Source organism: Agromyces kandeliae (assembly GCF_009674665.1).
Taxonomy (GTDB): Bacteria; Actinomycetota; Actinomycetes; order Actinomycetales; family Microbacteriaceae; genus Agromyces; species Agromyces kandeliae.
This window is the reverse complement of sequence record NZ_WKJD01000008.1, coordinates 1-26,131: the sequence shown is the minus strand read 5'-3', so window position 1 is coordinate 26,131 and position 26,131 is coordinate 1. Positions and strand designations below refer to the sequence as shown.

The following is a 26,131-nucleotide window of genomic DNA, read 5'->3' as shown; positions in this document are numbered from 1 at the left end:
GACGGTGGTGCGGGTCGGCCACGGCCGGCCCGCACCACCCGCCCCGACGCATCCATCCACCGATTCGGAGCCATCGTGACCACGACGCAAACGCGCCCCCCGGCGCCGGCGACTGAGCCGGCCGCCGCCGAGCCCGCCGCCCGCCCGGTCCGGGTGCTCGGATTCCGCCAGAACCTCAGCCGGTGGGACCTGAAGCTCTCGCCGTACCTGTACATCTCGCCGTTCTTCGTCATGTTCGCCATCGTGGGGCTCTTCCCCATCGGCTACACGGCGGTCATCTCGCTCATGGACTGGGACCTGGTCCGCAACTCCGGCGAGTTCATCGGGTTCGACCAGTACGTCTGGATCCTGCAGAACCCGCAGTTCTGGACCGCGCTGCGAAACACGTTCAGCATCTTCGTGCTCTCGAGCGTGCCGCAGCTCATCGTCGCGATCTTCATCGCGGCGATGCTCGACCGCAACATCCGCGCCAAGACCTTCTGGCGCATGAGCGTGCTCGTGCCCTTCGTCATGGCACCGGTCGCGGTCGCCCTGATCTTCAGCAACATGTTCGGCGACGTCCACGGCCTCGTGAACGGCGTCCTCACCGACCTCGGCCTGCCCGCCGTCCCCTGGCACAAGGATCCCTTCTGGAGCCACGTCGCGATCGCCACGATGGTCAACTTCCGCTGGACGGGCTACAACACGCTGATCCTCCTCGCCGCGATGCAGGCGATCCCGCGCGACTACTACGAGGCGGCCACCGTCGACGGCGCCGGAGCGTTCCGCCAGTTCGTCCACATCACGCTGCCCTCGCTCAAGGCGACGCTCATCTTCGTGATCATCACCTCGACGATCGGCGGGCTGCAGATCTTCGACGAGCCCCGGATGTTCGACAACACCGGCGAGGGCGGTCCCGCCCAGCAGTGGCTCACGATCACGCTGTTCCTCTACAACATCGGCTGGGGCGAATGGAACTTCGGCCGGGCCGCGGCGCTCGCGTGGATCCTGTTCCTCATCATCATCCTCATCGGCCTGATCAACCTCGCCGTGACCCGCACCCTCGTCCGCGACGAGGGCACCCGAGCCCCGAAGGCCGGCAAGAAGCAGAAGGGAGTGCGCGCATGAGCTCCCTCAACTCCCCCGCCGCACTGTCCATCGTCGAGTCGAGCATCCCGGACACGCCGAAGCGCAGGCACAACCGGACGACCCGGATCAAGGGCCGCCGGGCGGGCTTCTGGGTGTACGCCGGGCTCGTCGTCGTACTGATCGGGTCGCTCTTCCCCTTCTACTGGTCCTTCCTCATCGGTTCGGGCGACTCGACCACGATCAACGACCCCGACTTCTCGTGGTGGCCGGGCGGGAACTTCCTCGCCAACGCGAGCACGGTGGTGACCGACCCGGCCGTGAACTTCTGGCCCGCGCTGTGGAACTCGATCTACAGCTCCGCGCTGATCGCCGCAGCGGTCGTCGTCACCTCGACGCTCGCGGGCTGGGCGTTCGCCAAGCTGCACTTCCGCGGCTCGAAGCCGCTGCTCGTGTTCGTGGTCGCCACCATGGCCGTTCCGATGCAGCTCGGGGTCGTTCCGCTCTACATCCTGTTCGCCGACCTCGGCTGGACGGGCCAGATCGGCGCGATCATCGTCCCGGCGATCACGAGCGCGTTCGGCGTGTTCTGGATGACGCAGTACCTCCGCCAGTCCGTGCCCGACGAGCTGATCGAGGCCGCGCGAGTCGACGGCGCATCGATGATCCGCACGTTCTGGACCATCGGCGTCGTCGCCGCCCGCCCGGCCGCCGCGATGCTCGGCCTCTTCACCTTCGTCACGGCCTGGAACAACTTCTTCTGGCCGTTCATCGTGCTCGACCGCAGCGACCCGACGCTGCCCGTCGCGCTCTCGCTGCTGCAGTCGAACCACTTCGTGGACTACTCGATCGTGCTCGCGGGCGTGCTGCTGTCGACCATTCCCCTCCTCCTGCTGTTCGTCGTCGCCGGCAAGCAGCTCGTCTCAGGAATCATGCAAGGAGCCGTCAAGGGATGACCACCATCCAGCCCATCACCGCCACGACGCCGGACGCCGCGCCCGCCGCCGCGCCGTCGGCCGTGCGCCGCTTCCCCGAGGGCTTCCTCCTCGGCGCCGCCGCCGCCGCGTACCAGATCGAGGGCGCGGCACACGAGGACGGCCGCACCGACTCGATCTGGGACGCCTTCAGCCGCGTACCCGGCGCGGTCGTCAACGCCGACAACGGCGACGTCGCGTGCGACCACTACCACCGCTACCGCGACGACGTCGCACTCATGCGCGAGCTCGGACTGGACACCTACCGCTTCTCGACGTCGTGGGCGCGCGTGCACCCCGACGGCGGGCCGGTCAACGCGAAGGGCGTCGACTTCTACTCGCGCCTCGTCGACGAACTGCTGGAGCAGGGCATCCTGCCCTGGCTCACCCTGTACCACTGGGACCTGCCGCAGGCGCTCGAGGAGCGGGGCGGCTGGGCGAACCGCGACACCGCGTTCCGGTTCCGCGACTACGCGCTGACGATGCACGACGCGCTCGGCGACCGCGTGAAGGTGTGGACGACGCTCAACGAGCCGTGGTGCTCGTCGTTCCTCAGCTACATCGGCGGGGCCCACGCGCCCGGCCGGCAGGACGTCGAGGCGGGCCTCCGCGCCGCGCACCACCTCATGCTCGGCCACGGCCTGGCAGTGCAGTCGCTCCGCGAGCGCGATGCGTCGCTCGAGCTCGGCATCACGCTGAACCTCACGGTCGCGAAGCCCGTCGACCCCGCGAGCGCGGGCGACGTCGACGCCGCCCGCCGCATCGACGGACAGTTCAACCGGGTCTTCCTCGACCCCATCTTCCGCGGCCACTACGCCGGCGACCTGCTCGCGGACGTCGGGCACCTCGGGCTGCGCGACGCGATCCAGCCGGGCGACCTCGAGATCATCTCGACGCCGATCGACGCGCTCGGCGTGAACTACTACCACGGGGAGCACGTCAGCGACCGAGCGGCGGCGCAGCCGCTCGAGGGGCAGGCGCCCACCGATCGGCCGACCCGGTCGCCATACCCCGCCGCCGAAGGCGTGCACTTCCACTCGCAGGGGCTGCCGCAGACGGGCATGGGCTGGGAGGTCCAGCCCGACGGCCTGCGCGAGCTGCTCGGCCGCGTGCACCGCGAGTACTCCGGGCCGGCCGGCGTGCGGCTGTTCGTCACCGAGAACGGCGCGGCGTACGACGACGAGGTCGCGGCGGACGGCGCCGTGCACGACGTCGACCGCACGGAGTTCCTCCTCGGCCACCTCGACGCGATCCTCGACGCGATCGACGAGGGCACGCCCGTGCACGGCTACTTCTACTGGTCGATCCTCGACAACTTCGAGTGGGCCTGGGGCTACGACAAGCGATTCGGCCTCGTCCGCGTCGACTACGAGACCCAGGAGCGCACCATCAAGGACAGCGGGCTGGCGTACCAGCGCGTCATCCGCGAGCGCGGCCTGACCGCGGCATCCGCCGGCTGACCGCTGCGGACCACACCGCCACGGAACCGCAACGCGAGCCGCACGGAAATAGACTGACGAGCATGACGGGCACGATCGGATCCGGGGCGCGTTCGTCCGCGCCGACCCTGGAGATGGTGGCGCGCGAGGCCAACGTGTCCCGCGCGACGGTCAGCCGCGTCGTCAACGGCTCGCCCAAGGTGTCGCCCGAGGTCGTCCGGGTCGTCAACGCGGCGATCGCGAAGCTCAACTACGTGCCCAACCGGGCGGCGCGATCGCTCGCCAGCCGGACGTCCGGGGCCATCGCGCTCGTCGTTCCCGAGGACACGCGGATGTTCTTCGGCGACCCGTACTTCGCCGCCATCGTGCAGGGCATCTCCCGACGGCTCGACGACAGCGAGTACCTGCTGAACCTGCTGCTGTCGACGAGCGACCCCAACCGCAAGACCGTGCGCTACCTGCGCTCCGGCGTCGTCGACGGCGCCCTCGTCGTGTCGCATCACGAGGGCGACCACCAGCTCCACGAGGCCGCGCACGACATGCCCATCGTGTTCGGCGGCCGGCCGCCGAACATCTCCGAGTACGACGTCTTCGTCGACGTCGACAACCTCGAGGGCGGCATGACCGCGACCGAGCGGCTGCTCGCGATCGGGCGCAAGCGCATCGGCACCATCACCGGCCCGCTCGACATGCCCGCCGCCGTCGACCGCCTCGAGGGCTTCCGGCGCTCGATGGCCACCGCCGGAATGCCCGCGGACGCGGTCGAGAGCGCCGACTTCACGGTCGCGGGCGCGGTCGCCGCGACCCGGCGCCTGCTCGACCGTGTCCCCGACGTCGACGCCATCTTCGTGGCGAGCGACCTCATGGCGACCGGAGCGCTCGCAGTGCTGCGCGAGCGCGGCCGGCACGTGCCCGAGGACGTCGCCGTGGTCGGCTACGACGACAGCCCCGCCGCGACCTCGTCGGCGATCCCGCTCACGACGGTGCACCAGCCGTCGGAGGAGATGGGCTACATGATGGCCGACCTGCTCGTGCGGCTGCTCGCCGGCGAGGACGTGCCGCACCGCAACATCATGCCGACGCGCCTCGTGCGCCGGCAGTCGGCGTAGCCGAACCGGCGGTCGTCAGGCGTCGAAGCGGATGTCGGAGGCATCCGCGAACCGCCGGCGCATGACCTCGATCGCATCGGCGTGCTCGTCGACGAGCACGAAGCGGCGACCGAGCGCGCGGGCCACCGCGCCGGTCGTCCCCGAGCCGGCGAACGCGTCGAGCACCCAGTCGCCCGGTCGACTCGAGGCCTGCACGATGCGCCGCAGCACGCCCTCGGGCTTCTGCGTCGGGTACCCGGTCTTCTCGCGGCCCGTCGGGGAGACGATCGTGTGCCACCAGACATCCGTCGGCAGCTTGCCGCGCGCCGCCTTCTCGGGCGTGACGAGCCCGGGCGCCATGTAGGGCTCGCGATCGACGGCGTCGGAATCGAAGAAGTACGACTCGGGGTCCTTCACGTAGACGAGGATCGTGTCGTGCTTGGTCGGCCAGCGCCGCTTCGACTTCGCACCGTAGTCGTACGCCCAGATCAGCTCGTTGAGGAAGCACTCGCGGCCGAACAGCGCGTCGAGCAGCACCTTCGCGTAGTGCGCCTCGCGATAGTCGAGGTGCAGGTACAACGTGCCGTCGGCGGCGAGCAGCCGCCACGCCTCGACGAGCCGCGGTTCGAGGAAGCCCCAGTAGTCGTCGAACCGGTCGTCGTAGCGCAGCAGGTCGCCGCGGATCCGCTCGTAGCGGTTGCCGGCGAAGCCGGTGACCGCGAGCCGTCGGGTCGCTGCCGGCTCGGCCCCGGACACGGGATCGGCGACGGATGCCCCGGCCGCGGCATCCGCCCCGCCCTGCCGCACGTGGCGATGCGACTGCCGCGCCTGCGACCGCCCCGTGTTGAACGGCGGGTCGAGGTAGACGAGCGTGAACCGGCCGTCGGGGAACGCCCGCAGCACGTCGAGGTTGTCGGCGTGGATGACGCGGTCGGGTTCATCGGCGGACACCGCTCAAGTCTGCCAGCGCTCCCCGACGGTGCGGCTCAGTGCACGTGCACGTGTCGGTCCCGTCCGGGCGCCGCTGCGACCGGGTCGACGCCCACGACGACGCCGACCGCGTCCGACAGTGCGCCCGCCGAGTGCGCGACACGGCCCCCGACGATCGTGAGTTCGGCGTGCTCGTCGAGCAGGCCCGACGGATCGTTCGCGTGGTCGTACAGGTCGCCGGACCACACCACGAGGTCGGCGTCCATGCCGGGCACCAGGCGACCGCGTGACGACTCGAGGTGCCAGGCGCGCGCGCCGCCGACCGTGTACGCCTGGAGCGCGCGGTCGAGGCCCACTCGCTCGGGCGCCGTCCACGCGGCCGAGCCGTCGAGCCCCGCGCGCGTCGCGGCGGAGTAGAGCCCGACGAGCGGATCCATCTCGCCCACCTGCCAGTCGCTCGAGAACGCGACCGTCGCGCCTGACTCCATGAGGCTGCGGAAGCGCCACGCCCGGCTCCACCGGTCCTCGCCGACGTTCTCCATCCAGGTGCCCGCGACCAGGTCGGGCGAGCAGTGCCGCGGCTGCATCGCCGCGGTGACGCCGAGCGCGGCGAAGCGCGGCAGGTCGTCGGGATGGATGCACTCGACGTGCACGATCCCGTGTCGGCGGTCGATCGTGCCGTTGGCGTGGGATGCCTGCTCGATCGCATCGAGCGCGAGGCGGATGCCGCCGTCCCCCGTCGCGTGCGTGTGGGTCTGGAAGCCCATGCGGTCGAGCTCGGTGATCACGTCGACGAGTTCACGCCCGGCGTCGCCGGGGTACGACGGCCGACCGCGTACGCCGGGCCGGTTCGCGTAGTCGTCGAGCATGAGCGCGGTGTGCGGCTCGATGACGTCGTCGGCGTAGAGCTTCAGCGGGCCGAGCCGCAGGAGCCCGTCGGGGTCGGGTTCGGCCGCGGCGCGGTCGACCGCGCCGCGGAGCTCCGCCCGGAACGCGGCATCCGCCCCGACCGGATGGAACAGCGCCGCGATCACGCGCGACGTGAGCACCCCCTCGGCGAGCGCGCGCTCGAAGAGCGGCAGCTCCGCCAGCGGCACCTGGGGCTCGACGACGGTCGTGATGCCGAGCGACGTCGCCATGCGCATGCTGCCGCGGAGCTTCCGGTACCGCCGCTCGGGCGAGTACATCGGGATGTCGCGCTGCAGCGCCGCGAGCCCGGCGACCGTCATCGCGCTCGTGTAGAAGTCCGTCACCCAGCCGGTGGCCGTGCCGTCGGCGTCGCGCTCGGGACGACCCCAGGCGAGGTCGCCGCCGTCGGCGACGCCGAGGGCGCGGAGCGCGACGGCGTCGAGCCAGACCGAGTGCTGGTCGTAGGTCGTGACGAACACGGGCCGGCCGAGCGGGTCGAGCCCCGCGAGGTCGTCGGCGTTCGGCCGGCGACCCTCGACGATCGAGTACACGGCATTCTCGGCGCAGATCCACTCGAGGTCCGGCCGGCGGGCGGCGAACGCCGAGATGCGCCGGCGCACCTCGTCGAGCGTCGACGCCCCCTCCAGCGACACGGCGTCCTCGTCGAAGCCGAGCAGCAGGTGGTTGTGGCTGTCGACCACGCCGGGCGTGACGAGCCGGCCGGCCGCGTCGATCGTCCTGGACGCGCGGGGTGCGTCGGCGGCGTCGCCCACCCAGGCGATGCGGCCGTCGAGGACCCCGACGGCCCCCGCCCACGGGGCGCGCGGGTCGAACGTGCGCACGCGCGCCCCGGTGATCAGCAGGTCGAGCCTCACTTCGCGGGCTCCCACTCGTCGTCCTCGGCCGCGAGCAGGTGCGCGGTGCCGGGGTTCCGGCGGAGGTACAGGGCGTAGTACGCGAACCCGGCGACGACGATCCCGATCGCGATGCCGAGGCTCACCCACTGCGCTGGGTCGAGGATGCCGATGACGAAGATCGACGCGATCGCGATGAGCGCGGCCACCGGGGCGAGCGGGTACAGCGGCATGCGGAACGTGCCCGTCAGGTCCTCCCCGGCGCGCGCGGCGGCATCGGACCGGCGACGCACGACGAGTGCGGCGAGCGCGATGAAGCCGTAGCTGAAGGCGAGCGTCGACCCGGTGGCGTTCAGGAGCACGTCGAACGGGATGAAGCAGGCGGCGAGCGCGAGCACGCCCATCACGACGGTGGCCGCGACGGGCATCCGCGTGGCCGGCGAGATCGTCGCCAGGGGCCGGGCGACGGGCTCGGGCAGCGCACGGTCGCGGGCGGCGGCGAAGAGGAGGCGACCCGACTGGAGCGCGATCGCGATGATGGCGTTCACGATGGCGAGTGCGACGGCGACGAGCACGACGATCGTGATCGCATCGCCCGAGCGTGCGGAGAGGAAGGTCTCGACGGGTAGTGCGGCGCCGAAGAGCTCCTCGAGCGAGTCGGCGCCGAGCAGGATCGCGGTGAGCGGCACGAGCTCGGCGAGCACGGTGATGACGGCGCTCCAGATGACCGCGCGAGCGATGGAACGTCGGGCGTTGCGCGTCTCCTCGGCGAAGTAGACGGCGCCGCCGTAGCCGTTGTACGAGAAGATGCCCTGCGTGATCGCGAGCACCAGGCCGGCGATGCCGAGCGGCGCGAGGCCACCCGTGGCGGCGTCGAGCGCCTGCGGGTCGAGGAGGTCGGTGATCGGGCGCTCGACGTGGACGAGGCCGAGCACGGCGAGCAGCGCGAGCGCGGCCATCTCGACGACGAGGAAGGCGCCGGTGACCCAGGCGTTCGCGCGGATGTTGAAGCATGCGGTGACCGTGGCGAGCACGATGACGACGATGGCCGTCCAGAGCGGGTCGAGGCCGGCGATCGCGACGCCGAGGTAATCGGCGACCCCGAGCGCGAAGATCGCGACGATGAGCGGCAGCGTCACGAGGCTGATGAGGAACACGGCGGCGCCGGACGCCGGGCCGAGCACCCGGCTGACCAGCGAGTAGTCGCCGCCGGCGATCGGATGGCGCGAGCCGAGCTCGGCGTAGCAGTAGGCGATGAGCAGGCTGATCACGCCGGCGAGTGCGAAGCCCCAGAAGACGCCGGTGCCGTACGTGGCGAGGGCGGCGCCGCCGAGGATGAAGACGCTCGAGGCGGGCGAGATGCCCGAGAGGGTGATGAGCACGTTGCCGCCGACGCCGAGCGAGCGCGAGAGCTTCGCGCCGTGCGTCGTCGTGGCGGCGGTGTCGAGGATGGGCGGTGTGGTCATGTCGGTCTCTCTTCGTCGGGAGCACGTCGTGTTCCGGGGGCGATGACGCTGGTCACCCAGTTATTTGACACTAGCGTCAATGAACTCGACGAGTGTGGCAGGGCGATCGGCTAGTGTCAAGGAATGGCTCGACCGCGCAACCAGCGGGCCCGCCGCGACGCCCTCATCCAGGCGACGTACGACGCCGGCCACCGGCACGGGCTCAGGTCGCTCTCGCTCACCGACGTCGCCGCCCAGGCGGGGCTCACGCGAGGCGCGATCCTCTACTACTACGAGGACCTCGACGCGCTGCTCGTCGAGGCGCACGCCGCCGGCATCGAGCGCTTCTGCGACGCCCGCGACGCGCGGATCGCCGAGCTCGACGACCCCCGCGCGCAGCTCTCCGCCGCCATCGAGGGCGGGCTGCCGAGCGGCCCCGACGACGCCCTCATGAGCCTCCTCTACGAGTTCGACGTGCTCGCCGGGAAGTCGGCGCTGCACGATGAGCTGGTCCAGAAGCTCTACCTGCGCCAGCTCGACACCTACCGGCGCATCGTCCGGGCCGGTCGGGAGGGCGGGACCTTCGCGCCGCGGCTCGACGACGACCAGCTCGCCATGACCTTCGTCGCACTCGAGGACGCGTACGGCCTGCACATCGTCGGCGGGAACGCGCTCATGACCGTCGCGGCGGCATCGGCGGCGATGCGAGCGGTGGCCGCCGACCTGGGCTGCCCGAGCGTCGTCGCCGAGGTCGCAGCGGACTGACGCGCGCGACCGCCGGCTGCGTCGTCGGCCCTAGGTCCCGACCGGGCGCGAGCGAGCCCGGATACCGTGATGGCCGACGGCACGGCGGGCGCCGTCGCGCGAACGGGGAGCGGAGTCATGCGCGCACTGGTGGTGTACGAGACGATCTGGGGCAACACCGGCGCCCTGGCCGAGGCGGCGGCCGAGGGGCTGCGCGGCAGCGCAGGTGTCGATCGGGTCGACCTCGTCGCCGCGACCGGGGCTCCCGCCGCGATCGACCCGGAGATCGACCTCGTGGTCGTCGGCGGACCGACGCACGCGTTCTCGATGTCGACCGCGTCGTCGCGGAGCAACGCCCGCCAGCAGGGTGCGACGGACATCCCGGCGCGCGGCATCAGGGAGTGGATCGCCGAACTCGCGCCGCCGTCGACGGCGGTCGCGGTCGCGACGTTCGACACGCGGACGGTGCATCCGCGCCTCCCGGGATCAGCGGCGAAGAAGGCGATGAAGGCGCTCGTCGCCAAGGGGTTCCGGCCCGTCGATTCGCCCCAGACCTTCGGCGTGCACGGCTATTCGGGTCCGATCGCGGACGGCGAGCTCGAGCGGGCACGCGAGTGGGGCGCGACGCTCACGGACGCATGACGCCGCGTGGCGGCATCCGCCTGCGCCCGGGACCGGGAGCGATCGATCGCGCGGTCAGCGGTCGACGTCGAGCCGGATGCGACCCCGGAACCGATCGGGGTCGCCCTCGTCGGCATCGGCCGCGGCGAAGGCGATGCCCTTGTCTCCGTCGCCCGGCACCGGGGCCGGAACGGGCAGCCGCGCCTGGCGGTCGACCTCGACCTGCGCCTCGTACTTGCGCGGCGCGAAGACCTCGTCGCCGATCATCATCACGGCGGACCCGCTGGGCTTGCCCCGCTTGGTCTTGTCGGACAGGTCGATCCACCCCTTGCGCGCGGCGAAGACGCCGAACGCGACCACCGCGCCGGCGATCATCAGGATGACCCACCAGTCCACCCGGCGATTCTAGACGGCCTGACTCCCCCTCACGTTCAGGGCTTCCACAGGACCGGGTCTCCCGCCCCGGGCCGCTTCCCCGTCAGGGGACCCGCTGCAGCCAGTCCTCCGTCGCGAACTTCGAGGCGACGAGCGCCTCGGCCTCGGCGAGCTCGTCGGCCGTGACCGCCCCGGGCGTCGCGCCGTACAGGCTCGCGAACGTCTCCTTCAACCGCTCGATGATCTCGGCCCGGGCGAGCCCGGTCTGCGACCGCAGCGGGTCGACGCGCTTGGCCGCCGACGCGATGCCCTTGTCGCTGATCTTCTCGCGGCCGATCCGAAGCACCTCGAGCATCTTCTCGTTGTCGAGGTCGTACGCCATGGTCACGTGGTGCAGCACGCCGCCCGAGCCGAGGCGCTTCTGCGCGGCCCCGCCGATCTTGCCCGCCGGGCTCGCGATGTCGTTCAGCGGCTGGTACGTCGCCTCGATGCCGAGCGAGCGCAGCCCCTGCAGCACCCAGTCGTCGAGGAACGCGTACGAGTCGGCGAAGCTCATGCCCTGCACGAGCTCGGCCGGCACGTACAGCGAGTAGGTGACGACGTTGCCCTTCTCCATCATCATCGCGCCGCCCCCCGAGATGCGGCGGACCACGTCGAAGCCGTAGCGGGACGCGCCGTCGGGATCGACCTCGTTCCTCACCGACTGGAACGAGCCGATCACGACGGCCGACTCCTCCCACTCCCAGAACCTGAGCGTCGGCTTGCGCCGGCCCTCGCCGACGCGAGTCGCGAGCACCTCGTCGAGCGCCAGGTGCACGCGCGGCGGCACGGCGGCGTCGTGCACGATCTCCCACTCGTAGTCCGACCAGGTCCGGGCATCCGTCATCGCACGGCGCACGGCAACGGCGATCGCCTCGGCCGAGAACCCGAGCATGACCGCGTCGGGGCGCAGCCCCTTCGTGATCGCGGCCGCGATCTGCTTGGCGTCGGATGCCGCGGGCAGCCCGTCGAGCGCCCGGTTCAGGTCGCCGAGCGCCTCGTCGGGTTCGAGGAAGAAGTCGCCCGCGACGCGCGCGTCGCGGATCGCCCCGTCGACGACGTCGAAGTCGACGATCACGAGCTTGCCGCCGGGGACCTTGTACTCACCGTGCATGCCCCAAGCCTACGGATGCCGCGGCGACATGCGTCCCTGGGCGTAGGCTCGGCCACGGAGCATCCGTTCGGCTGCGAGGGGGACGCCGCGATGACCACCCTGTACCTGGCACGACACGGCGAGACCGTGTGGCACGGCGAGCACCGGTACGCGGGCTCGTCCGACATCGACCTCACGGCGAACGGACTCGCGCAGGCCGACCAGCTCGCCGAGTGGGCGTCGCGCGCGAGGCTCTCGGCGGTCGTGTCCTCGACGCTCGCCCGGGCGCACGCGAGTGCCGAGCCCGCCGCCGCGGCGGCCGGCGTGGAACTGCGCACCGACCCGAGGCTCGTCGAGATCGACTTCGGCGACGGCGAGGGCCTCGCCCCGCGGGAACTCGAGGAGCGGATGCCCGAGGCCTGGGCGGCCTTCGGCCGGAATCCGGCCCGCAGCCCGCTCCCCCGCGGCGAATCGGGCCTCGACGGCATCGCGCGCGCCGAACCCGCATTGCGCGAGCTCGTCGCCGAGTTCGGGATCGGCGACGCCACGGTCGGCGGCTCGGCGGCGTCCCGGCGCGGCCGTCGGGTGCTCGTGGTGTTCCACGGCACGCTGCTCCGGCTCCTGCTGTGCGACTGGCTGGGCGTCGACCCCGACCGCTACCGCGACCTGTTCCCCGAGGTCGCGAACTGCGCACTGACCGAGGTGCGGTTCGAACGGGTCGACGGGCGGGTGCAGCCGCGACTCATCGGGTTCAACGTCCCCGCCCTGCGCTGACGGGGAGCCGGTGCGATCGCGTGCGCCGACACGTCGACCGCCGGGCCGCCTCAGTCGACCGCGAAGCGCTCGTCGAGCCAGCGGACGAGGTCGCCGCGGACCTCCTCCTGATTCGTCTCGTTGAAGATCTCGTGCCGGGCGCCGTCGTAGACGGTGAGGGTGACGTCGGCGAGGCCGCCGCGCGAGGCGTACGCGTTCGCGAGCTTCAGTGCGCTCTTCTCGCCGCCGAGCGCGTCGTCGGAGCCGACCATGATGAGCAGCGGGAGCTCCTCGGGGAGGCCCCGTCCGGGACGGCCGAGCAGGCGGGCGGCCTCGATCAGCCCGAACAGCTGCTGCAGCGGCACCGCGGTGGTGTACGGGTCGGCGACGAACGCCTCGGCGACCGCCGGATCGCGGGAGAGCCATTCGAGTCCGGTGGTCCCGAGGTGCCGGTGGCGACGGTTCAGGTCGCCCGAGTTCATGTGGATCGGCGTTCGATACGCCGTGCCGGTGAGCACCACCGCGTCCCAGTCGTGCGGGTGCCGCTCGAGCAGGATCTGCGCCATCAGCGAGCCCCACGAGTGCCCGAGGAGCACGAGCGGCACCCCGTCGCCCTCGGTCTCGCGGATGACCCCGGTGAAGAGGTGCACGTCGTGGATCGCCGCGCGCAGTCCGCCCGGCCCGAGCCGGCCCATCCGGTCGAGGTCGCCGCCGTGCTGCTCGAACCCCGTCTGGCCATGGCCCCGGTGGTCATCGGCCCAGACCGAGTAGCCCGCGGCGTTCAGCGCCTCGACGAGGGCGCCGTAGCGCCCGATGTGCTCGCCCACGCCGTGCACCAGCTGGACGACTGCGACCGGCTCGGGCACGCGCCAGTGCTGGTAGTGGATACGCACGCCCTGCGGGTCGGTGAACGTCGGCATGCGCTCATCCTGCCACCGGCGAGCGCCCGGCGACGCGAGGTCAGGCCTCGCGCGTGACCTCGACCGACACGAACAGCTCGGATGCACTCGGGCCCGCGTACACCCCGCGGAGCGGGGCCACGTCGGTGTAGTCGCGTCCTCGCCCGACGAGCACGTGCAACTCGCCCGCCTCCGCGAGGTTGGTGGGGTCGTAGCCGCGCCAGGTGCCGGAGAACCACTCCACCCACGCGTGCGACTCGCCGGCGACCGTCACGCCGACGGGCGCCTCGCGGTCGGGGTGCAGGTACCCCGACACGTACCGGGCCGGGATGCCGACCGAGCGGAGGGCCCCCACGACGAGGTGCGCCATGTCCTGGCAGACGCCCTTGCGTTCGGACCACGCCTCCCGGGCCGTGGAGTTGACCGCCGTCACGCCCGTGACGTACTCGACGGCGTCGCCGATGGCACGGCTGATCTCGAGCGCGGTCTCGCCGACCGGCATGCCCTCGCCGGCGATCTCCGCGGCGAGCGCGGCGACCTCGTCGGGGGGCTCGGTGGCATCCGTCTGCGTCGTGAACTCGACGAACGGCACGCTCGAGACGCGGATGGCGGCGAGCTCCCCCCACGTCGGCTCGGGGCCGCGGCCGGGCACCGGACGCACCTCGACCACGCTCGTCGCGGTCACCGAGAGCTCCCGGTGCGGCGTCAGCACCTCGAACGTCGAGACGCGCGTGCCCCAGTAGTCGAGGTAGGCGTGCTGGGTCGCGCCGGGGCGGATGTCGAGCGCGGCGTGCATCACGAACTGCTCGCCGCCCGAGTACGGCAGCATCCGCGCCTCGTTGTAGGAGGCGGTCGCGGCCTCCTCGTACGAGAAGCCCGTGCGATGGACGATGCGAAGTCGGCTCATGAGACCTCCCCGATCCAGACGGGCACCGCGCTCGTCGGGAAGTAGCGCTGGCGGATCGCATCGGTCGCGGCCGAGACGAACTCCTGCACGCGTTCCATGTTCCCCGAGAGGTCGTGCAGGATGTCGCCGATGGGCCGGTACTCGAGCTCGGAGCGGATCTGGCCCAGCAACCGCTGCGCCTGGTCGGTGACGCCGACGCGGCCCGCACGCGGGTCGATCTCGCGCAGCGATTCCTCGGCGCGGATGACGCTCGAGATGATCGAGCGCGGGAACAGCCGGTCGAGCAGCAGGAACTCCGCAGCCGAGAGCGTCGACGGAACCCCGCGGTAGCTGCGCAGGTACGCCTCGTAGCCGCCGCAGCTGCGCAGGATGGTCGTCCAGCTCGGCCCGCTCGCCTCGGTGAGCGATCGCGTCGCGAGCAGGCGTGCGGTCATGTCGGCCCGCTCCACGGCTCGGCCGAGGCTGAAGAAGTGCCAGGCCTCGTCACGGCTCGAGGCCGAGTCGACGACGCCGACCGCGAGCGCGGAACGGTCGCGCACCCAACGGAAGAACTCGTGGGTCTTGTCGGATGCCACGTGGCGGGGCATCCGCGCATTCGTGTGGTTGATCGCCTCCCAGAGCTCGGTCGAGACGATCTCCCGCGCCCGGCGCGCGTTCTCGCGCGCCGCGGTGACCGAGTGGGCGATGGACGCCGGATGGTGCGGGTCGACGGCGAGCAGCGCGATCACGTCCTGCGGGCCGAGGCTCACGTCGTCGTTGGGCTCGCTCCCCATGACCGCCATCAGGGCGCGGCAGGCCGAGTCCTCGTCGATCCAGGGGTCCTCGAGCAGGAGCTGGAGGTGGACGTCGAGGATGCGCGCCGTGCCGTCGCTGCGCTCGATGTACCGGCCGATCCAGAACAGGCTCTCCGCGATGCGGCTCAGCATGGCTCCGCCTCCCCTCGGGTCGGACGTCGCGACGGTCGCTGCTGCTGCTGCTGCTGCTGTTGCTGCTGCCGGACCGGGGCGTCCTCGTCCTGCGGCGAGGACTCCGGACGGTGCCGGTGGTGCGGGCTGGCGGCGGCGCCGTCGCCGAGCAGCGGGATGGCGGCGGTCACGGGCGCGGTCGCCTGGTCCGCGACGATCGACCCGACGCCCGCTCCTGACGGGTTCGGGCTCGGCACGATGCCCGCGACCGGGCCGGTCGTGACCGAGTCGTCGAGCACCCAGGTGTCCTTCGACCCGCCGCCCTGGCTGGAGTTGACGACCAGTTGCCCCTCGGGCAGCGCGACGCGCGTGAGCCCGCCGGGGAGCACCCAGACGTTCTCGCCGTCGTTCACCGCGAAGGGGCGCAGGTCGGCGTGGCGGGGACGCATGCCGTCCTCGACGAGCGTCGGCAGCGTCGAGAGCTGCACCACTGGCTGCGCGATCCAGCCTCGCGGGTCGGCGAGGAGTCGGGCGCGCAGGTCGGCGAGCTCGCCGCGCGAGGCATCGGGACCGACCACCAGCCCCTTGCCGCCGGAGCCGTCGACGGGCTTGACCACGAGCTGGTCGAGCCGGTCGAGCACCTCGGCGAGCGCCTCGGGCTCCTCGAGCCGCCAGGTGTCGACGTTCGGCAGGATCGGCTCCTCGCCGAGGTAGTACCTGATCAGGTCGGGGACGTAGGTGTACACGAGCTTGTCGTCGGCGACGCCGTTGCCGACCGCGTTCGCGATCGTGACGTGGCCGAGCCGGGCGGCGAGCATGAGTCCCGGCGCGCCCAGCACCGAGTCGGGCCGGAACTGCTGCGGATCGAGGAACTCGTCGTCGACGCGGCGGTAGATCACGTCGACGCGGGTGGGGCCGGCGGTCGTGCGCATCCAGACCCGGCCGCCCGAGCAGAACAGGTCGCGCCCCTCGACGAGCTCGACGCCCATGAGCCGGGCGAGCAGCGTGTGCTCGTAGTACGCCGAGTTGTACACGCCGGGGGTCAGGACCACGATGTTCGGCTCGTCGACCCCCTCGGGTGCGCTCGCGCGGAGCGCCTGCAGCAGTCGGTTCGGGTAGTCGCCGACCGGTCGGACGCGCATCGACGTGAAGAGCTCGGGCAGGGTCTGGGCCATCACGCGACGGTTCGAGATCACGTAGCTGACCCCGCTCGGCACGCGCACGTTGTCCTCGAGCACGCGCCAGTCGCCGACCTCGTCGCGGATGACGTCGATGCCGGCGACGTGGATGCGCACGCCGTTCGCGCTGACGATCCCGGCTGCCTGCCGATGGAAGTGGCTGGACGAACTGATGAGCGCCGCCGGGATCACGCCGTCGCGGACGCAGTTCTGCGGGCCGTACACGTCGCCGAGGAACCGCTCCAGCGCTCGGACGCGTTGCGCGACGCCGGCCTCGACCACGTTCCACTCCCGCGCCGCGATCACGCGGGGCACGGCGTCGAGCGGGAACGGCCGCTCCTCGCCCGCGAAGTCGAACGTGACGCCCTGGGCGAGGTAGCTGCTCGCGAGCGCGTCGGTGCGGCCGCGGAGCTCGTCCTGGGTCATCCGCGCCAGCGCGGGGTAGAGCTCCCGGTAGGGCTCGCGAACGCTGACGGAGTCGGAGGGGAACATCTCGTCCCACGGTCGTTCACGACTCCGCCGTCTCGACCGCGTCGCCGCGTATCCGTCGAAGAGGCTTCCCATGTCCTGACTGTTCCAGTCGAGCGTTTCGAGGGTGTTACCGACGCGAGTCTACGGGAAATCGCGCGGGAATCATTAGGCACACTAATTTGTTAGGCTAACGACATGACCGACATCCTCGCCTCGACGGGCGCGCATCCCCGAACACGGCGGCCGTCCCTCGCAGAGCAGAGCACCGAGTTCCGCCTCGCGGTCATGCGACTCGCCCGACGCATCCGCCAGGAGCGCGCCGACGCCGAGCTCAGCGCCACGCAGTACGCCGCGCTCGCATGGACCGCGAGCGAGGGCCCGCTCACCCCCGGCCGGCTCGCGGAGCTCGAGCGGGTCACTCCCCCGTCGATGAACCGCACCGTGAACTGCCTCGTCGAGTCGGGCCTGCTCGTGCGCGAGAGCTCGCCCGACGACGGCCGCAAGGTGCTGCTCCACGCGACCGAGGCGGGTCACGAGATCGTCCGCGAGACCCGACGTCGTCGCGACGCCTGGCTCGCCAAGCGGTTCGCCACCCTCTCCCCCGACGAGCGCGACACGCTCGGCGCCGCCACCGACATCCTCAGGAGGCTCACCGACCAGTGAGATCCATGTTCCGCTCCCTCGCCTCCGTCGACTACCGCATCTGGTTCATCGGCGCGCTCGTCTCCAACATCGGCGCCTGGATGCAGGCCACGGCCCAGAGCTGGGTCGTGCTCACCGAGCTCACCGACAACGACGCGCTCGCGGTCGGCATCACGATGGCCCTGCAGTTCGCTCCGCAACTGCTGCTCGTGCCCGTGACCGGCCTCATCGCCGACCGCTTCGAGCGCCGGAAGATCCTGATGTTCACGCAGTCGGCGCTCATGCTGCTCGGGCTCGCGCTCGGACTCCTGCTGATCCTCGGGCACGCGGAACTCTGGCACCTCTACGTCTTCGCCGGGCTGCTCGGCATCGTGAACGCCGTCGACATCCCCGCGCGCCAGACCTTCGTCGCCGACCTCGTCTCGTCGTCGAACATGTCGAACGCGGTCGCCCTCAACTCGGCGTCGTTCAACGCGGCGCGCATGATCGGCCCGGCCCTCGCGGGCGTGCTCATCGTGCTCGTCGGCACCGGCTGGGTGTTCGTCATCAACGCGGTCACGTTCATCGCGGTCCTCGACGCACTCGCGCGGCTGCGGCGTTCGAACCTGCGACGGATGCCGCGGGCCCCCCGCGAGCGCGGCGCGTTCGTCGCGGGCTTCCGCTACGTCGCCGGCCGCCCCGACCTCGTCGTCGTGTTCACGATGGTCTTCCTCGTCGGCGCGTTCGGCATGAACTTCCCGATCTTCTCCTCGACGATGGCGGTCGAGTTCGGCCGCGGCGCCGGCGAGTACGGGCTGCTGTCGTCGATCCTGGCGATCGGATCGCTGACCGGCGCACTGCTCGCGGCGAAGCGCGAGCGCGCCCGCATCCGCGTCATCATCGGGGCCGTCGCCTTCTTCGGGATCGCGTCGGCGGTCGCCGCCGTCATGCCGACCTACTGGCTGTTCGCGGCATCCACCGTGTTCATCGGCTTCACGGTCGTGACCATGCTGACGACCGCGAACGGCTACGTGCAGACCACGACCGATCCGCTGCTGCGCGGTCGCGTCATGGCGCTATACATGGCCATCCTCTCCGGCGGGACGCCGATCGGCGCCCCGATCGTCGGCGCCGTCGCGAACGCCTGGGGCCCGCGTTGGGCGCTCGGCGTGGCGGCGGTGGCGGCGGGCATCGCCGCGCTCATCGGCCTCGGCTGGCTGATCGTGGCGCGCGGCCTGCGGGTCGTGCGCCATCCGGTCGGCCGGCGGATGCCGCGCTTCGCGCTCGCGTATGCGGAGGCGCCCACGGCGGCGATCGCCGTGCCGATCACGCGACCCGTCGACCTGCCGACGACGAGCACGTCCCCGATCGACCTGGTCGCGTCGACGACGCCGATCGAAGTGCCCGGCCGCGCTCCGGGCGCGGGCGACCTGCCCGGCAGGCACACGGCGCGTCGGCCTTCCGGCAGCGCCGCCGCCTCGGCGCGAACCCGCCCCCGCGCGCAGCGATCCGGCGCCTGAGGACGATCTCCGCCGCCGGACGCGGGTGCGCGGATCGCATCGTGCGCGGCCGGAGTCCACCCCTTGACCTTCCTGCGAACGTCGGGCAAGGGTGGAACGCGTCCGGGCCGGGCCCTACCGGTGCGTCCGGACGACCCGGACGGCACCGTGCCCCCGGTTCTGACCACCCCATGGGAGAGACCGTGCGAAGAAGAACTCGGAATGCCACGTTCGCCGCGGTCGCCGCAACCGCGGCGATCGCACTGACCGCGACCGGAGCCCAGGCCGCGGTACCGACGAACACGACCGCGCTGCAGGACGCCGTCACCTCCGACGGCATCATGGCGCACCTCGAGGAGTTGCAGGCCATCGCCGACGCCAACGGCGGGACCCGCGCGAGCGGCACGCCGGGGTACGGCGCGTCGATCGACTACATCGAGGGCGTCCTCGACGCGGCCGGCTACGTCACGACGCGGCAGGACTTCACCTTCAACTCGTTCACCGAGCTGAGCGACGCGGAGATGGATCGGGTCTCGCCCGACCCGACGTCCTACGTGCTCTTCGAGGACTTCGTCACCGCCGAGTACTCGGGCAGCGGCGACGTGACGGCGCCGCTCGAGGCCGTCGACCTCGTGCTTCCGCCCGGGACGTCGGCGAACACCTCGTCGAGCGGCTGCGAGGCATCCGACTTCACCGGCTTCACGGTCGGCAACATCGCGCTCGTCCAGCGCGGCACGTGCGCGTTCGCCGACAAGGCGGCGAACGCGTTCGACGCCGGGGCGAGCGGCGTGATCATCTTCAACGAGGGCCAGGACGGCCGCCAGGAGACGCTGAACGCGACCCTCGGCGACGCCTTCGGCGACGACATCCCGGTCGTCGGGACCTCGTTCGCGATCGGCGACGAGCTCGCGACGCTCCTGGCCTCCGGCGAGGTCGTCATGCACCTGAAGACCGACACGCTCATCGAGCTCGACGTGCCGACGCAGAACCTCATCGCCCAGACCCCGACGGGTCGGACCGATCGCGTGATCATGGCCGGCGCGCACCTCGACTCGGTGTCGGGCGGCGCGGGCATCAACGACAACGGCTCCGGCTCGGGCGCGATCCTCGAGACCGCGCTCCAGATGGCCGAACTCGGCATCCAGCCGCGCAACGCCGTGCGCTTCGCGTGGTGGGGCGCCGAGGAGGCGGGCCTGCTCGGTTCGCAGTTCTACGTCGACTCGCTTCCGAAGAAGCAGGCGAACAACATCGAGCTGTACCTGAACTTCGACATGGTCGGCTCGCCCAACTACGCGAACTTCGTGTACGACGGCGACGGCGACGCGTTCGGCATCAAGGGTCCGAGCGGCAGCGACGACATCGAGCACCTCTTCAGCGACTTCTTCGAGTCGATCGGCGTCGCGTCCGAGCCGACGGCGTTCGACGGGCGGTCCGACTACGACGCGTTCATCAGCGCCGGGATCCCCGCGGGCGGCCTGTTCACGGGCGCTGAGGGCGCGAAGACCGCCGACCAGGTCGCGCTCTACGGCGGGCTCTCGGAGTTCGACGGCGAGCCCGTGTCGTACGACCCGTGCTACCACCAGGCCTGCGACAGCCTCGACCCGATCGGGGACGGGGCCGACGCCGGCCTGTACGAGGCGCTGAACGCCGCCTACGGCGGTGCCCTCGAGTACGACGGCACGATCAGCAACGTCAACCAGGAGGGCCTCGGCGACATGGCCGACGCCGTCGCGCACGCGGTCCTCACCTACGCGATGTCGACGTCGTCCGTGAACGGCACGGCGAAGGCCTCGTCGAAGGCGGCGGAGAAGGCCGGCGACCACCTGGGCGCCCACCTGTTCCGCTGATCCGCGGCTGAAGCATTCGGCCCTCCCGTGCTCGTCACGGGAGGGCCGAACCGTGTCAGCGCCCGGTCGACTCCCGCACGACGAGCTCGGGCTGGAACTGCACCTGCTCGGGCTCGAAGTCGGCCCCGTCGCGCGCCTCGCGGAGCAGCAGGTCGACCGCGGTGTAGCCGATGAGCCACGCGGGCTGCCGGATCGACGAGAGCGGCACGACGGCGGCCTGCGCGAAGTCGATGTCGTCGTAGCCGATGAGCGCGATGTCGCCGGGCACTCGGACGTCGCCGAGCATCATGAGCGCCTGCAGCACGCCGACGGCGAGCAGGTCGTTCGCGCAGAAGATCGCGTCGGGCCGGTGCTCGGACGCCCGGTCGCGGATCGCCTCCCCCGCGGCGCGGCCCTCGAGCACCGTGGTGCCCGACGTCTCGACGACCTCGAGTGTCGCACCCGGCGTCTCCGCGGCTGCGCGGCGCGCGCCCTCGAGCCGGTCGGCGACCTGCCGGATCGACGCGGGCCCGCCGACGAAGGCGATGCGGCGGCGTCCGGACTCGACGAGGTGCCGCACGGCCATCGCACCGCCGACCACGTCGTCGACCGCGACCGACGAGAAGCGACGGTCGGGCGCCTCGCGGTCGACCAGCACCACGGGGACCCCGCGCGACCGCGCGCGCTCGAGGCGCGGCAGGTCGTCGGAGCGGGGCGAGATCAGCACGCCGTGGACGCGCTGCTCCTCGAAGAGGTCGAGGTAGGCGCGCTCCCGGTCGGGATTGTCGTCGCTGTTGCCGAGGAGGATCGTCATGCCGTCCTCGGCCGCACGGTCCTCCGCTCCGCGAGCCACGTCGGTGAAGAACGGGTTGCGCACGTCGAGCACGACCAGGCCGATCGACCGACTGCGGCCGGCGCGCAATTGGCGGGCGGCGTCGTTGCGGACGAATCCGAGCTCGTCGATCGCCGCGAGCACGCGCGCGACCGTGTCGGGCGCGACCTTCTCGGGCCGGTTGAGCACGTTCGAGACGGTGCCGACCGAGACGGATGCCGCTGCCGCGACCTCGCGCACGCTCACTGCCATCGGACTCCCCTCCGCGTCGGAGTCTACGAGGCGGACGCCGGGGTCATGATGGAAAGCCTCTTCCGCCTGCGCATCGCGCTTGCGGGATCTGCGAACCTGATCTATCTTTGAAACGATTCATGACGAACGGAGAGCTCGACGATGAGCACTGGCACCACGCAGCGGGTCTGCTTCCAGCTGCAGGTCGACCCCGCTCGCCTCGACGAGTACCGCGATCGCCACGCCGCGGTCTGGCCCGACATGCTCCGGGCCATCGAGGCATCCGGCCGACGCAACTACTCGCTCTTCCTCCGCGAGGACGGCCTGCTCATCGGCTACTACGAGGTCGACGACGACGACGACGCCCAGGCGGCCCTCGCGAACGACCCGCGCACCGCGCGGTGGGAGGCCGAGATGGCCGAGTTCTTCGTGACCCTCGACGGCCCACGCCCCGACCAGGGCGCCCCCCGAATCCCCGAGGTGTTCCACCTCGAAGACCAGCTCGCCGCGCTGGACCCAGACGCGGCATCCGCCACCACCCGCACAGAAAGCAGCGAATCGTGAGCACCATTCCGCAGACCGTCCTCGACCAGCTGGAGCTCCAGGCGATCGAACTGCCGAGCTGGGCGTTCGGCAACTCCGGCACCCGCTTCAAGGTGTTCGGCACGCCGGGCACGCCCCGCGATCCCTACGAGAAGATCGCGGACGCCGCGCAGGTCAACGCGTACACGAAGCTCGCGCCGACCGTCGCGCTGCACATCCCGTGGGACAAGGTCGACGACTACGACGACCTCCGCGCGCACGCGGAGGGCCTCGGCGTCTCCCTCGGCACGATCAACTCGAACACGTTCCAGGACGACGACTACAAGTTCGGCGCCCTGACCCACGAGGACCCCGCCGTCCGGCAGAAGGCGATCGACCACCACTTCGAGTGCATCGACATCATGCACGCGACCGGCAGCCGCGACCTCAAGGTCTGGCTCGCCGAGGGCTCGAACTACCCGGGCCAGGCCGACCTGCGCGGCCGCCAGGACCGCCTGCACGAGTCGCTCGCGACCATCTACGACCGCCTCGGCGACGAGCAGCGCCTCGTGCTCGAGTACAAGTTCTTCGAGCCGGCGTTCTACCACACGGACGTCCCCGACTGGGGAACGAGCTACGCCCAGGTCGCAGCCCTCGGCGACAAGGCGATGGTCTGCCTCGACACGGGCCACCACGCGCCCGGCACGAACATCGAGTTCATCGTCATGCAGCTGCTGCGCCTCGGCAAGCTCGGTTCGTTCGACTTCAACTCGCGGTTCTACGCCGACGACGACCTCATCGTCGGCGCGGCCGACCCGTACCAGCTGTTCCGCATCCTCTACGAGGTCGCCCGCGGCGGCGGCCTCAACCACCCGGACGTGGCGTTCATGCTCGACCAGTGCCACAACGTCGAGGACAAGATCCCCGGCCAGATCCGCTCGGTGCTGAACGTGCAGGAGATGACCGCCCGCGCGCTGCTCGTCGACACCGACGCGCTGCGCGCCGCGCAGGTCTCGGGCGACGTGCTCGAGGCGAACCGCATCTTCATGGACGCGTTCTACACCGACGTGCGCCCCGCCCTGGCCGAGTGGCGCGAGTCGCGCGGCCTCGCGGCCGATCCGATGACGGCCTTCGCCGGGTCGGGCTACCTCGCGAAGATCGCCGAGGAGCGCGTCGGCGGCGTGCAGGCCGGCTGGGGCGCCTGACCCCGCCCCCGAGACGGTCGCGGATGCCGGGTGATGCCCCCGGCCCCGGCATCCGCGAACCACCCCCCGGCCGGAGCGCAGCAGAGCGGAGGACGCGACCATGACCGATCCGTACGACTCGGCGGACGGACTCGTCCGCGTCTACCCCGCCGGCGCCACGACCGCCGGGACCGCCGGGACCACGCCCGCGCTCGTGTGGGCGCACGGCGGCGGCTTCGTCGCGGGCGACCTCGACATGCCCGAGGCCGACTGGGTCGCGCGCTCGTTCGCCGCGCGCGGTGTCACGGTCGTCTCGATCGACTACCGGCTCGCGGGCGGCGGATGCCGCTACCCCGACCCGTCCGACGACGTGCTCGCCGCGTGGCGCTGGACCTCCGCGCACGCCGGTCACCTCGGCATCGACCCCGCGCGGATCGTCGCCGGTGGGGCGAGCGCCGGGGGCAACCTCACTGCGGGCGCCGTGCTCCGCGCGCTCGACGGAGCCGCGCCCGTGCCGGCGGGGGTCTTCCTCGCCTACCCGATCCTCCTCGCCGTGCAGCCGGCGCCGGATGCCGCGCTCCGGGCGATGCTCGACGCGAACCCCGCCGCCGACCGCTTCGGGCCCGCGCGCGTGCGCGCCATGTACGAGGACTTCCTCGGCGGGCCCGTCGACGACGCGCCGCTGCCCGCCGTGCCCGGCCGCGCCACGCCGGAGGACGTCGCGGGATACCCGCCCGTGCTGATGGTCAACGGCGAGGCCGACGAGCTCCGCGTCTCGGGCGAGGCCTTCGCGGCCACGCTCGTCGCCGCGGGCGTGCCGGTCATGCTCGTCACGGAGCCCGGCACCGAGCACGGCCACCTGAACCGGCCCGACGAGCCCGCGGCATCCGCCACCGTCGACCGCGCCGTGCGCTGGATCGACGACCTCGATCGGGAGCGCGTGGCGCCCCGCCGACCGGAAGGGGCACGCGGCGCGCGACCGGGGGGTCAGCGGCTGGTGTAGCCCCCGTCGATCGGCAGGGCGATCCCGGTGATCATCGCGGCGCCGTCGCCGAGGAGGAAGACGATCGGTGCGGCGATGTCGTCCTCCGTCGCCCACCGGTGGAGCGGCATCGCGTCGAGGAAGGGTCCCTCGATGTCGGGACGCCCCCAGTACCAGGCCGACATCGGCGTCATGACGACGGTGGGGTTCACGCTGTTGACGCGGATCCCGTAGCCCCCGAGCTCGAGGGCCGAGACTCGGGTGATGTTGTCGAGCGCGGCCTTCGACGAGCCGTACGAGATGTGGCCCGCGAGCGCGACCAGGCTCGCCTGGCTGGAGACGTTGACGATCGAGCCGCCCTTGCCGACCCGGATCATCTCGCGTGAGGCGTACTTCGTCACCAGCAACGAACCGCGCGCGTTGATGCTCATGACCCGGTCGAAGACCGAGATGTCGGTCTCCATCGGGGTGGCGATCTCACCACCCCACCCACCGCAGTTCACGACGCCGTAGAGGTCGCGGCCTTCGATGGCGGTTCGGATCTCGTCCTCCGACTCGAGGTCGAAGACGAGCGGCGTCGCCCCGGTCTCGGCGACGATCGACGCGACGCTCTCGGCGGTGCGGCCTGCAGCGAGCACGTCGGCTCCCGCGGCCACGAGGTGCCGGACGGTGGCGCCGCCGATGCCTCCGCCGGCGCCGGTGACGAGGATGGTACGGCCGCTGAGATCGGTCATGGGAGTGCTTCCTGTTCCAAGTTCGAGATGGGTGGGGCCGCACTGCGAGAGGCGGTGCCGCCGTGGGACATGACTACCACAGAATTCCGGGGATGTCTCCGGTGTCATGGCGATTGTCCCATAGACCTTGACACCGGTGACATGTCGGCGTAGTTTCACAGGTCACGGCGGACCCACCGCCGGGCCCGGGCGTCGCTCGACGCACCCCTGATGCTCCGCATCGACCGAGGAAGATCACATCGCCGTGTTCAGCACCCATTCGAATCCGCCAGAGACCGTCAGCGAGAGCCTCGGGGCGCTCGTCCGACGCGCGCGTTCCCTCGCGGAACCCGGTCGGCGCCGGATCCTCGGCATCACGGGCACCCCGGGCGCCGGGAAGTCGACCGTCTCCGAGGCGCTGCTGGCGGCCCTGGGCGACCGGGCCGTCGGGGTCCCCATGGACGGATTCCACTACGCGAACGCCGAACTCGTGCGACTCGGCCGGCGCGACCGCAAGGGCGCACCCGACACCTTCGACGTCGACGGCTACGTCGCCCTGCTCGGTCGACTGTCCGTGCAGGGCGAGGGCGTCATCTACGCACCCCGCTTCGACCGCTCGCTCGAGGAGTCCATCGGTTCCGCGATCGCCGTGCGCGGCGAGGTCCCGCTCGTGGTCACGGAGGGCAACTACCTCCTGCACGACGAGCACGGCTGGGACGAGGTGGCCTCCCGGCTCGACGAGGTCTGGTACCTCGACGTCGATCCGGACCAGCGACGCGAGCGGCTGCTGGCGCGGCGGCGCTCGTTCGGGCATCCCGCCGACGAGGCGGCCGCCTGGGTGCGGGACGTCGATGAACGCAACGCGGAGCTCGTCCAGCGGGCGCGCGAGCGAGCCGACCTCATCGTTCGCGTCACATCGATCGATACGGGCGTGGACGAGTCCTCCGCCCCTCAGGAAGGAGAGCAGGCATGAGTATCGCTTCTTCGGTTCCGGTGCTGCAGGCGCGGGGGCTTTCGCGTCAGTTCGGGCAT

Annotated in this window: 25 protein-coding genes; 14 read left to right on the top strand and 11 right to left on the bottom strand. The window is 71.5% G+C overall.

Annotated elements, in window-relative coordinates; genetic code table 11:
* Positions 1–75: 75 nt before the first annotated feature.
* The 4 genes from GJR97_RS05045 to GJR97_RS05030 all read left to right on the top strand — a co-directional run bounded on the left by GJR97_RS05045 (position 76) and on the right by GJR97_RS05030 (position 4,587).
* Positions 76–1,107 carry a carbohydrate ABC transporter permease gene (locus GJR97_RS05045; RefSeq protein ID WP_407643574.1) on the top strand — a complete coding sequence of 344 codons (1,032 nt, stop codon included), beginning with the start codon at positions 76–78 and terminating at the stop codon, positions 1,105–1,107.
* Positions 1,104–2,021, top strand: a complete 918-nt coding sequence (locus GJR97_RS05040; RefSeq protein WP_154345437.1) for a carbohydrate ABC transporter permease — start codon at positions 1,104–1,106, stop codon at positions 2,019–2,021. The genes GJR97_RS05045 and GJR97_RS05040 overlap by 4 nt, the downstream gene beginning before the upstream one ends.
* Entirely contained in the window at positions 2,018–3,499 is a 1,482-nt protein-coding gene (locus tag GJR97_RS05035; protein WP_154345436.1) for a GH1 family beta-glucosidase, read from the top strand. The genes GJR97_RS05040 and GJR97_RS05035 overlap by 4 nt, the downstream gene beginning before the upstream one ends.
* 62 nt (positions 3,500–3,561) lie before the next feature.
* Complete coding sequence (locus GJR97_RS05030; RefSeq protein ID WP_154345435.1) at positions 3,562–4,587, top strand: LacI family DNA-binding transcriptional regulator; 1,026 nt, start codon at positions 3,562–3,564, stop codon at positions 4,585–4,587.
* A 15-nt stretch (positions 4,588–4,602) separates the two neighbouring features.
* Here GJR97_RS05030 and GJR97_RS05025 read toward each other — a convergent pair whose 3' ends face one another.
* The 3 genes from GJR97_RS05025 to GJR97_RS05015 are packed head-to-tail and all read right to left on the bottom strand — an operon-like array spanning position 4,603 to position 8,725.
* Positions 4,603–5,517 carry a DNA-methyltransferase gene (locus GJR97_RS05025; RefSeq protein WP_324613175.1) on the bottom strand — a complete coding sequence of 305 codons (915 nt, stop codon included), beginning with the start codon at positions 5,515–5,517 and terminating at the stop codon, positions 4,603–4,605.
* A 35-nt stretch (positions 5,518–5,552) separates the two neighbouring features.
* Positions 5,553–7,295: an amidohydrolase gene (locus tag GJR97_RS05020; protein ID WP_324613174.1), complete on the bottom strand. Its 1,743-nt coding sequence runs from the start codon at positions 7,293–7,295 to the stop codon at positions 5,553–5,555.
* A complete protein-coding gene (locus tag GJR97_RS05015) occupies positions 7,277–8,725 on the bottom strand; it encodes an APC family permease (protein ID WP_154345434.1) in 1,449 nt (482 codons plus the stop codon). The genes GJR97_RS05020 and GJR97_RS05015 overlap by 19 nt, the downstream gene beginning before the upstream one ends.
* Before the next feature lie 123 nt (positions 8,726–8,848).
* Between GJR97_RS05015 and GJR97_RS05010 the strand changes: the two genes are divergently transcribed.
* Positions 8,849–9,469, top strand: a complete 621-nt coding sequence (locus GJR97_RS05010) for a TetR/AcrR family transcriptional regulator (protein ID WP_154345433.1) — start codon at positions 8,849–8,851, stop codon at positions 9,467–9,469.
* A gap of 117 nt (positions 9,470–9,586) precedes the next feature.
* Entirely contained in the window at positions 9,587–10,090 is a 504-nt protein-coding gene (locus GJR97_RS05005) for a hypothetical protein (RefSeq protein WP_154345432.1), read from the top strand.
* A gap of 54 nt (positions 10,091–10,144) precedes the next feature.
* Here the strand turns inward: GJR97_RS05005 and GJR97_RS05000 are convergent, their stop codons facing one another.
* Together GJR97_RS05000 and GJR97_RS04995 are read right to left on the bottom strand one after the other, a co-directional pair.
* Positions 10,145–10,465 carry a hypothetical protein gene (locus GJR97_RS05000; protein WP_154345431.1) on the bottom strand — a complete coding sequence of 107 codons (321 nt, stop codon included), beginning with the start codon at positions 10,463–10,465 and terminating at the stop codon, positions 10,145–10,147.
* Positions 10,466–10,547: 82 nt separating this feature from the next.
* Positions 10,548–11,597, bottom strand: a complete 1,050-nt coding sequence (locus GJR97_RS04995; RefSeq protein WP_154345430.1) for a lipoate--protein ligase family protein — start codon at positions 11,595–11,597, stop codon at positions 10,548–10,550.
* Positions 11,598–11,687: 90 nt separating this feature from the next.
* Here GJR97_RS04995 and GJR97_RS04990 point away from each other — a divergent pair, with 90 nt between their 5' ends.
* Entirely contained in the window at positions 11,688–12,350 is a 663-nt protein-coding gene (locus GJR97_RS04990; protein WP_154345429.1) for a histidine phosphatase family protein, read from the top strand.
* Between the two features lie 50 nt (positions 12,351–12,400).
* On the opposite strand, the gene GJR97_RS04985 is transcribed toward GJR97_RS04990, so the two are convergent.
* The 4 genes from GJR97_RS04985 to GJR97_RS04970 are packed head-to-tail and all read right to left on the bottom strand — an operon-like array spanning position 12,401 to position 16,782.
* Positions 12,401–13,249, bottom strand: coding sequence for an alpha/beta fold hydrolase (locus tag GJR97_RS04985; protein WP_154345428.1), 849 nt, complete (start codon positions 13,247–13,249; stop codon positions 12,401–12,403).
* 40 nt (positions 13,250–13,289) lie between these two features.
* Positions 13,290–14,135, bottom strand: coding sequence for a transglutaminase family protein (locus GJR97_RS04980; protein WP_154345427.1), 846 nt, complete (start codon positions 14,133–14,135; stop codon positions 13,290–13,292).
* Entirely contained in the window at positions 14,132–15,061 is a 930-nt protein-coding gene (locus GJR97_RS04975) for an alpha-E domain-containing protein (RefSeq protein ID WP_129233549.1), read from the bottom strand. The genes GJR97_RS04980 and GJR97_RS04975 overlap by 4 nt, the downstream gene beginning before the upstream one ends.
* Complete coding sequence (locus GJR97_RS04970; protein ID WP_154345426.1) at positions 15,055–16,782, bottom strand: circularly permuted type 2 ATP-grasp protein; 1,728 nt, start codon at positions 16,780–16,782, stop codon at positions 15,055–15,057. Before GJR97_RS04970 ends, GJR97_RS04975 begins: the two co-directional genes overlap by 7 nt.
* A gap of 102 nt (positions 16,783–16,884) precedes the next feature.
* On the opposite strand from GJR97_RS04970, the gene GJR97_RS04965 reads away from it, so the two are divergent.
* From GJR97_RS04965 to GJR97_RS04955, 3 genes are all read left to right on the top strand, one after another.
* Positions 16,885–17,352, top strand: coding sequence for a MarR family winged helix-turn-helix transcriptional regulator (locus tag GJR97_RS04965; RefSeq protein WP_154345425.1), 468 nt, complete (start codon positions 16,885–16,887; stop codon positions 17,350–17,352).
* 5 nt (positions 17,353–17,357) lie between these two features.
* Positions 17,358–18,830, top strand: a complete 1,473-nt coding sequence (locus GJR97_RS04960; RefSeq protein ID WP_154345490.1) for an MFS transporter — start codon at positions 17,358–17,360, stop codon at positions 18,828–18,830.
* A gap of 170 nt (positions 18,831–19,000) precedes the next feature.
* Positions 19,001–20,656 carry a M28 family peptidase gene (locus GJR97_RS04955; RefSeq protein ID WP_154345424.1) on the top strand — a complete coding sequence of 552 codons (1,656 nt, stop codon included), beginning with the start codon at positions 19,001–19,003 and terminating at the stop codon, positions 20,654–20,656.
* 55 nt (positions 20,657–20,711) lie between these two features.
* Here the strand turns inward: GJR97_RS04955 and GJR97_RS04950 are convergent, their stop codons facing one another.
* The gene (locus tag GJR97_RS04950; RefSeq protein ID WP_154345423.1) at positions 20,712–21,719 is read right to left on the bottom strand and encodes a LacI family DNA-binding transcriptional regulator; all 1,008 of its coding nucleotides are present in this window, start codon (positions 21,717–21,719) and stop codon (positions 20,712–20,714) included.
* Between the two features lie 141 nt (positions 21,720–21,860).
* Between GJR97_RS04950 and GJR97_RS04945 the strand changes: the two genes are divergently transcribed.
* From GJR97_RS04945 to GJR97_RS04935, 3 genes are all read left to right on the top strand, one after another.
* Positions 21,861–22,262 (top strand): L-rhamnose mutarotase, encoded by a 402-nt coding sequence (locus GJR97_RS04945; RefSeq protein WP_154345422.1) that lies wholly within the window; start codon positions 21,861–21,863, stop codon positions 22,260–22,262.
* Positions 22,259–23,425, top strand: coding sequence for an L-rhamnose isomerase (rhaI, locus tag GJR97_RS04940; protein WP_324613173.1), 1,167 nt, complete (start codon positions 22,259–22,261; stop codon positions 23,423–23,425). The genes GJR97_RS04945 and rhaI overlap by 4 nt, the downstream gene beginning before the upstream one ends.
* Before the next feature lie 100 nt (positions 23,426–23,525).
* A complete protein-coding gene (locus GJR97_RS04935) occupies positions 23,526–24,407 on the top strand; it encodes an alpha/beta hydrolase (RefSeq protein ID WP_154345421.1) in 882 nt (293 codons plus the stop codon).
* Here the strand turns inward: GJR97_RS04935 and GJR97_RS04930 are convergent.
* Positions 24,392–25,120: an SDR family oxidoreductase gene (locus GJR97_RS04930; RefSeq protein WP_154345420.1), complete on the bottom strand. Its 729-nt coding sequence runs from the start codon at positions 25,118–25,120 to the stop codon at positions 24,392–24,394. The genes GJR97_RS04935 and GJR97_RS04930 overlap by 16 nt on opposite strands.
* Before the next feature lie 244 nt (positions 25,121–25,364).
* Here GJR97_RS04930 and GJR97_RS04925 point away from each other — a divergent pair, with 244 nt between their 5' ends.
* Complete coding sequence (locus GJR97_RS04925; protein ID WP_324613172.1) at positions 25,365–26,072, top strand: nucleoside/nucleotide kinase family protein; 708 nt, start codon at positions 25,365–25,367, stop codon at positions 26,070–26,072.
* Positions 26,073–26,131: the final 59 nt, after the last annotated feature.

What these genes read in the sequence shown, in the direction of transcription:
- GJR97_RS05030 (WP_154345435.1), top strand. Translation starts at nt 3,562, where the DNA reads ATGACGGGCACGATCGGATCCGGGGCGCGTTCGTCCGCGCCGACCCTG.
- GJR97_RS04985 (WP_154345428.1), bottom strand. Translation starts at nt 13,249, where the DNA reads ATGCCGACGTTCACCGACCCGCAGGGCGTGCGTATCCACTACCAGCAC.
- GJR97_RS04935 (WP_154345421.1), top strand. Translation starts at nt 23,526, where the DNA reads ATGACCGATCCGTACGACTCGGCGGACGGACTCGTCCGCGTCTACCCC.
- GJR97_RS05010 (WP_154345433.1), top strand. Translation starts at nt 8,849, where the DNA reads ATGGCTCGACCGCGCAACCAGCGGGCCCGCCGCGACGCCCTCATCCAG.
- GJR97_RS04975 (WP_129233549.1), bottom strand. Translation starts at nt 15,061, where the DNA reads ATGCTGAGCCGCATCGCGGAGAGCCTGTTCTGGATCGGCCGGTACATC.
- GJR97_RS04950 (WP_154345423.1), bottom strand. Translation starts at nt 21,719, where the DNA reads ATGGCAGTGAGCGTGCGCGAGGTCGCGGCAGCGGCATCCGTCTCGGTC.
- GJR97_RS04945 (WP_154345422.1), top strand. Translation starts at nt 21,861, where the DNA reads ATGAGCACTGGCACCACGCAGCGGGTCTGCTTCCAGCTGCAGGTCGAC.
- GJR97_RS04980 (WP_154345427.1), bottom strand. Translation starts at nt 14,135, where the DNA reads ATGAGCCGACTTCGCATCGTCCATCGCACGGGCTTCTCGTACGAGGAG.
- GJR97_RS04995 (WP_154345430.1), bottom strand. Translation starts at nt 11,597, where the DNA reads ATGCACGGTGAGTACAAGGTCCCCGGCGGCAAGCTCGTGATCGTCGAC.
- GJR97_RS04970 (WP_154345426.1), bottom strand. Translation starts at nt 16,782, where the DNA reads ATGGGAAGCCTCTTCGACGGATACGCGGCGACGCGGTCGAGACGGCGG.
- GJR97_RS05035 (WP_154345436.1), top strand. Translation starts at nt 2,018, where the DNA reads ATGACCACCATCCAGCCCATCACCGCCACGACGCCGGACGCCGCGCCC.
- GJR97_RS04960 (WP_154345490.1), top strand. Translation starts at nt 17,358, where the DNA reads ATGTTCCGCTCCCTCGCCTCCGTCGACTACCGCATCTGGTTCATCGGC.
- GJR97_RS05015 (WP_154345434.1), bottom strand. Translation starts at nt 8,725, where the DNA reads ATGACCACACCGCCCATCCTCGACACCGCCGCCACGACGACGCACGGC.
- GJR97_RS04930 (WP_154345420.1), bottom strand. Translation starts at nt 25,120, where the DNA reads ATGACCGATCTCAGCGGCCGTACCATCCTCGTCACCGGCGCCGGCGGA.
- GJR97_RS04955 (WP_154345424.1), top strand. Translation starts at nt 19,001, where the DNA reads ATGGGAGAGACCGTGCGAAGAAGAACTCGGAATGCCACGTTCGCCGCG.
- GJR97_RS04965 (WP_154345425.1), top strand. Translation starts at nt 16,885, where the DNA reads ATGACCGACATCCTCGCCTCGACGGGCGCGCATCCCCGAACACGGCGG.
- GJR97_RS05005 (WP_154345432.1), top strand. Translation starts at nt 9,587, where the DNA reads ATGCGCGCACTGGTGGTGTACGAGACGATCTGGGGCAACACCGGCGCC.
- GJR97_RS04990 (WP_154345429.1), top strand. Translation starts at nt 11,688, where the DNA reads ATGACCACCCTGTACCTGGCACGACACGGCGAGACCGTGTGGCACGGC.
- GJR97_RS05040 (WP_154345437.1), top strand. Translation starts at nt 1,104, where the DNA reads ATGAGCTCCCTCAACTCCCCCGCCGCACTGTCCATCGTCGAGTCGAGC.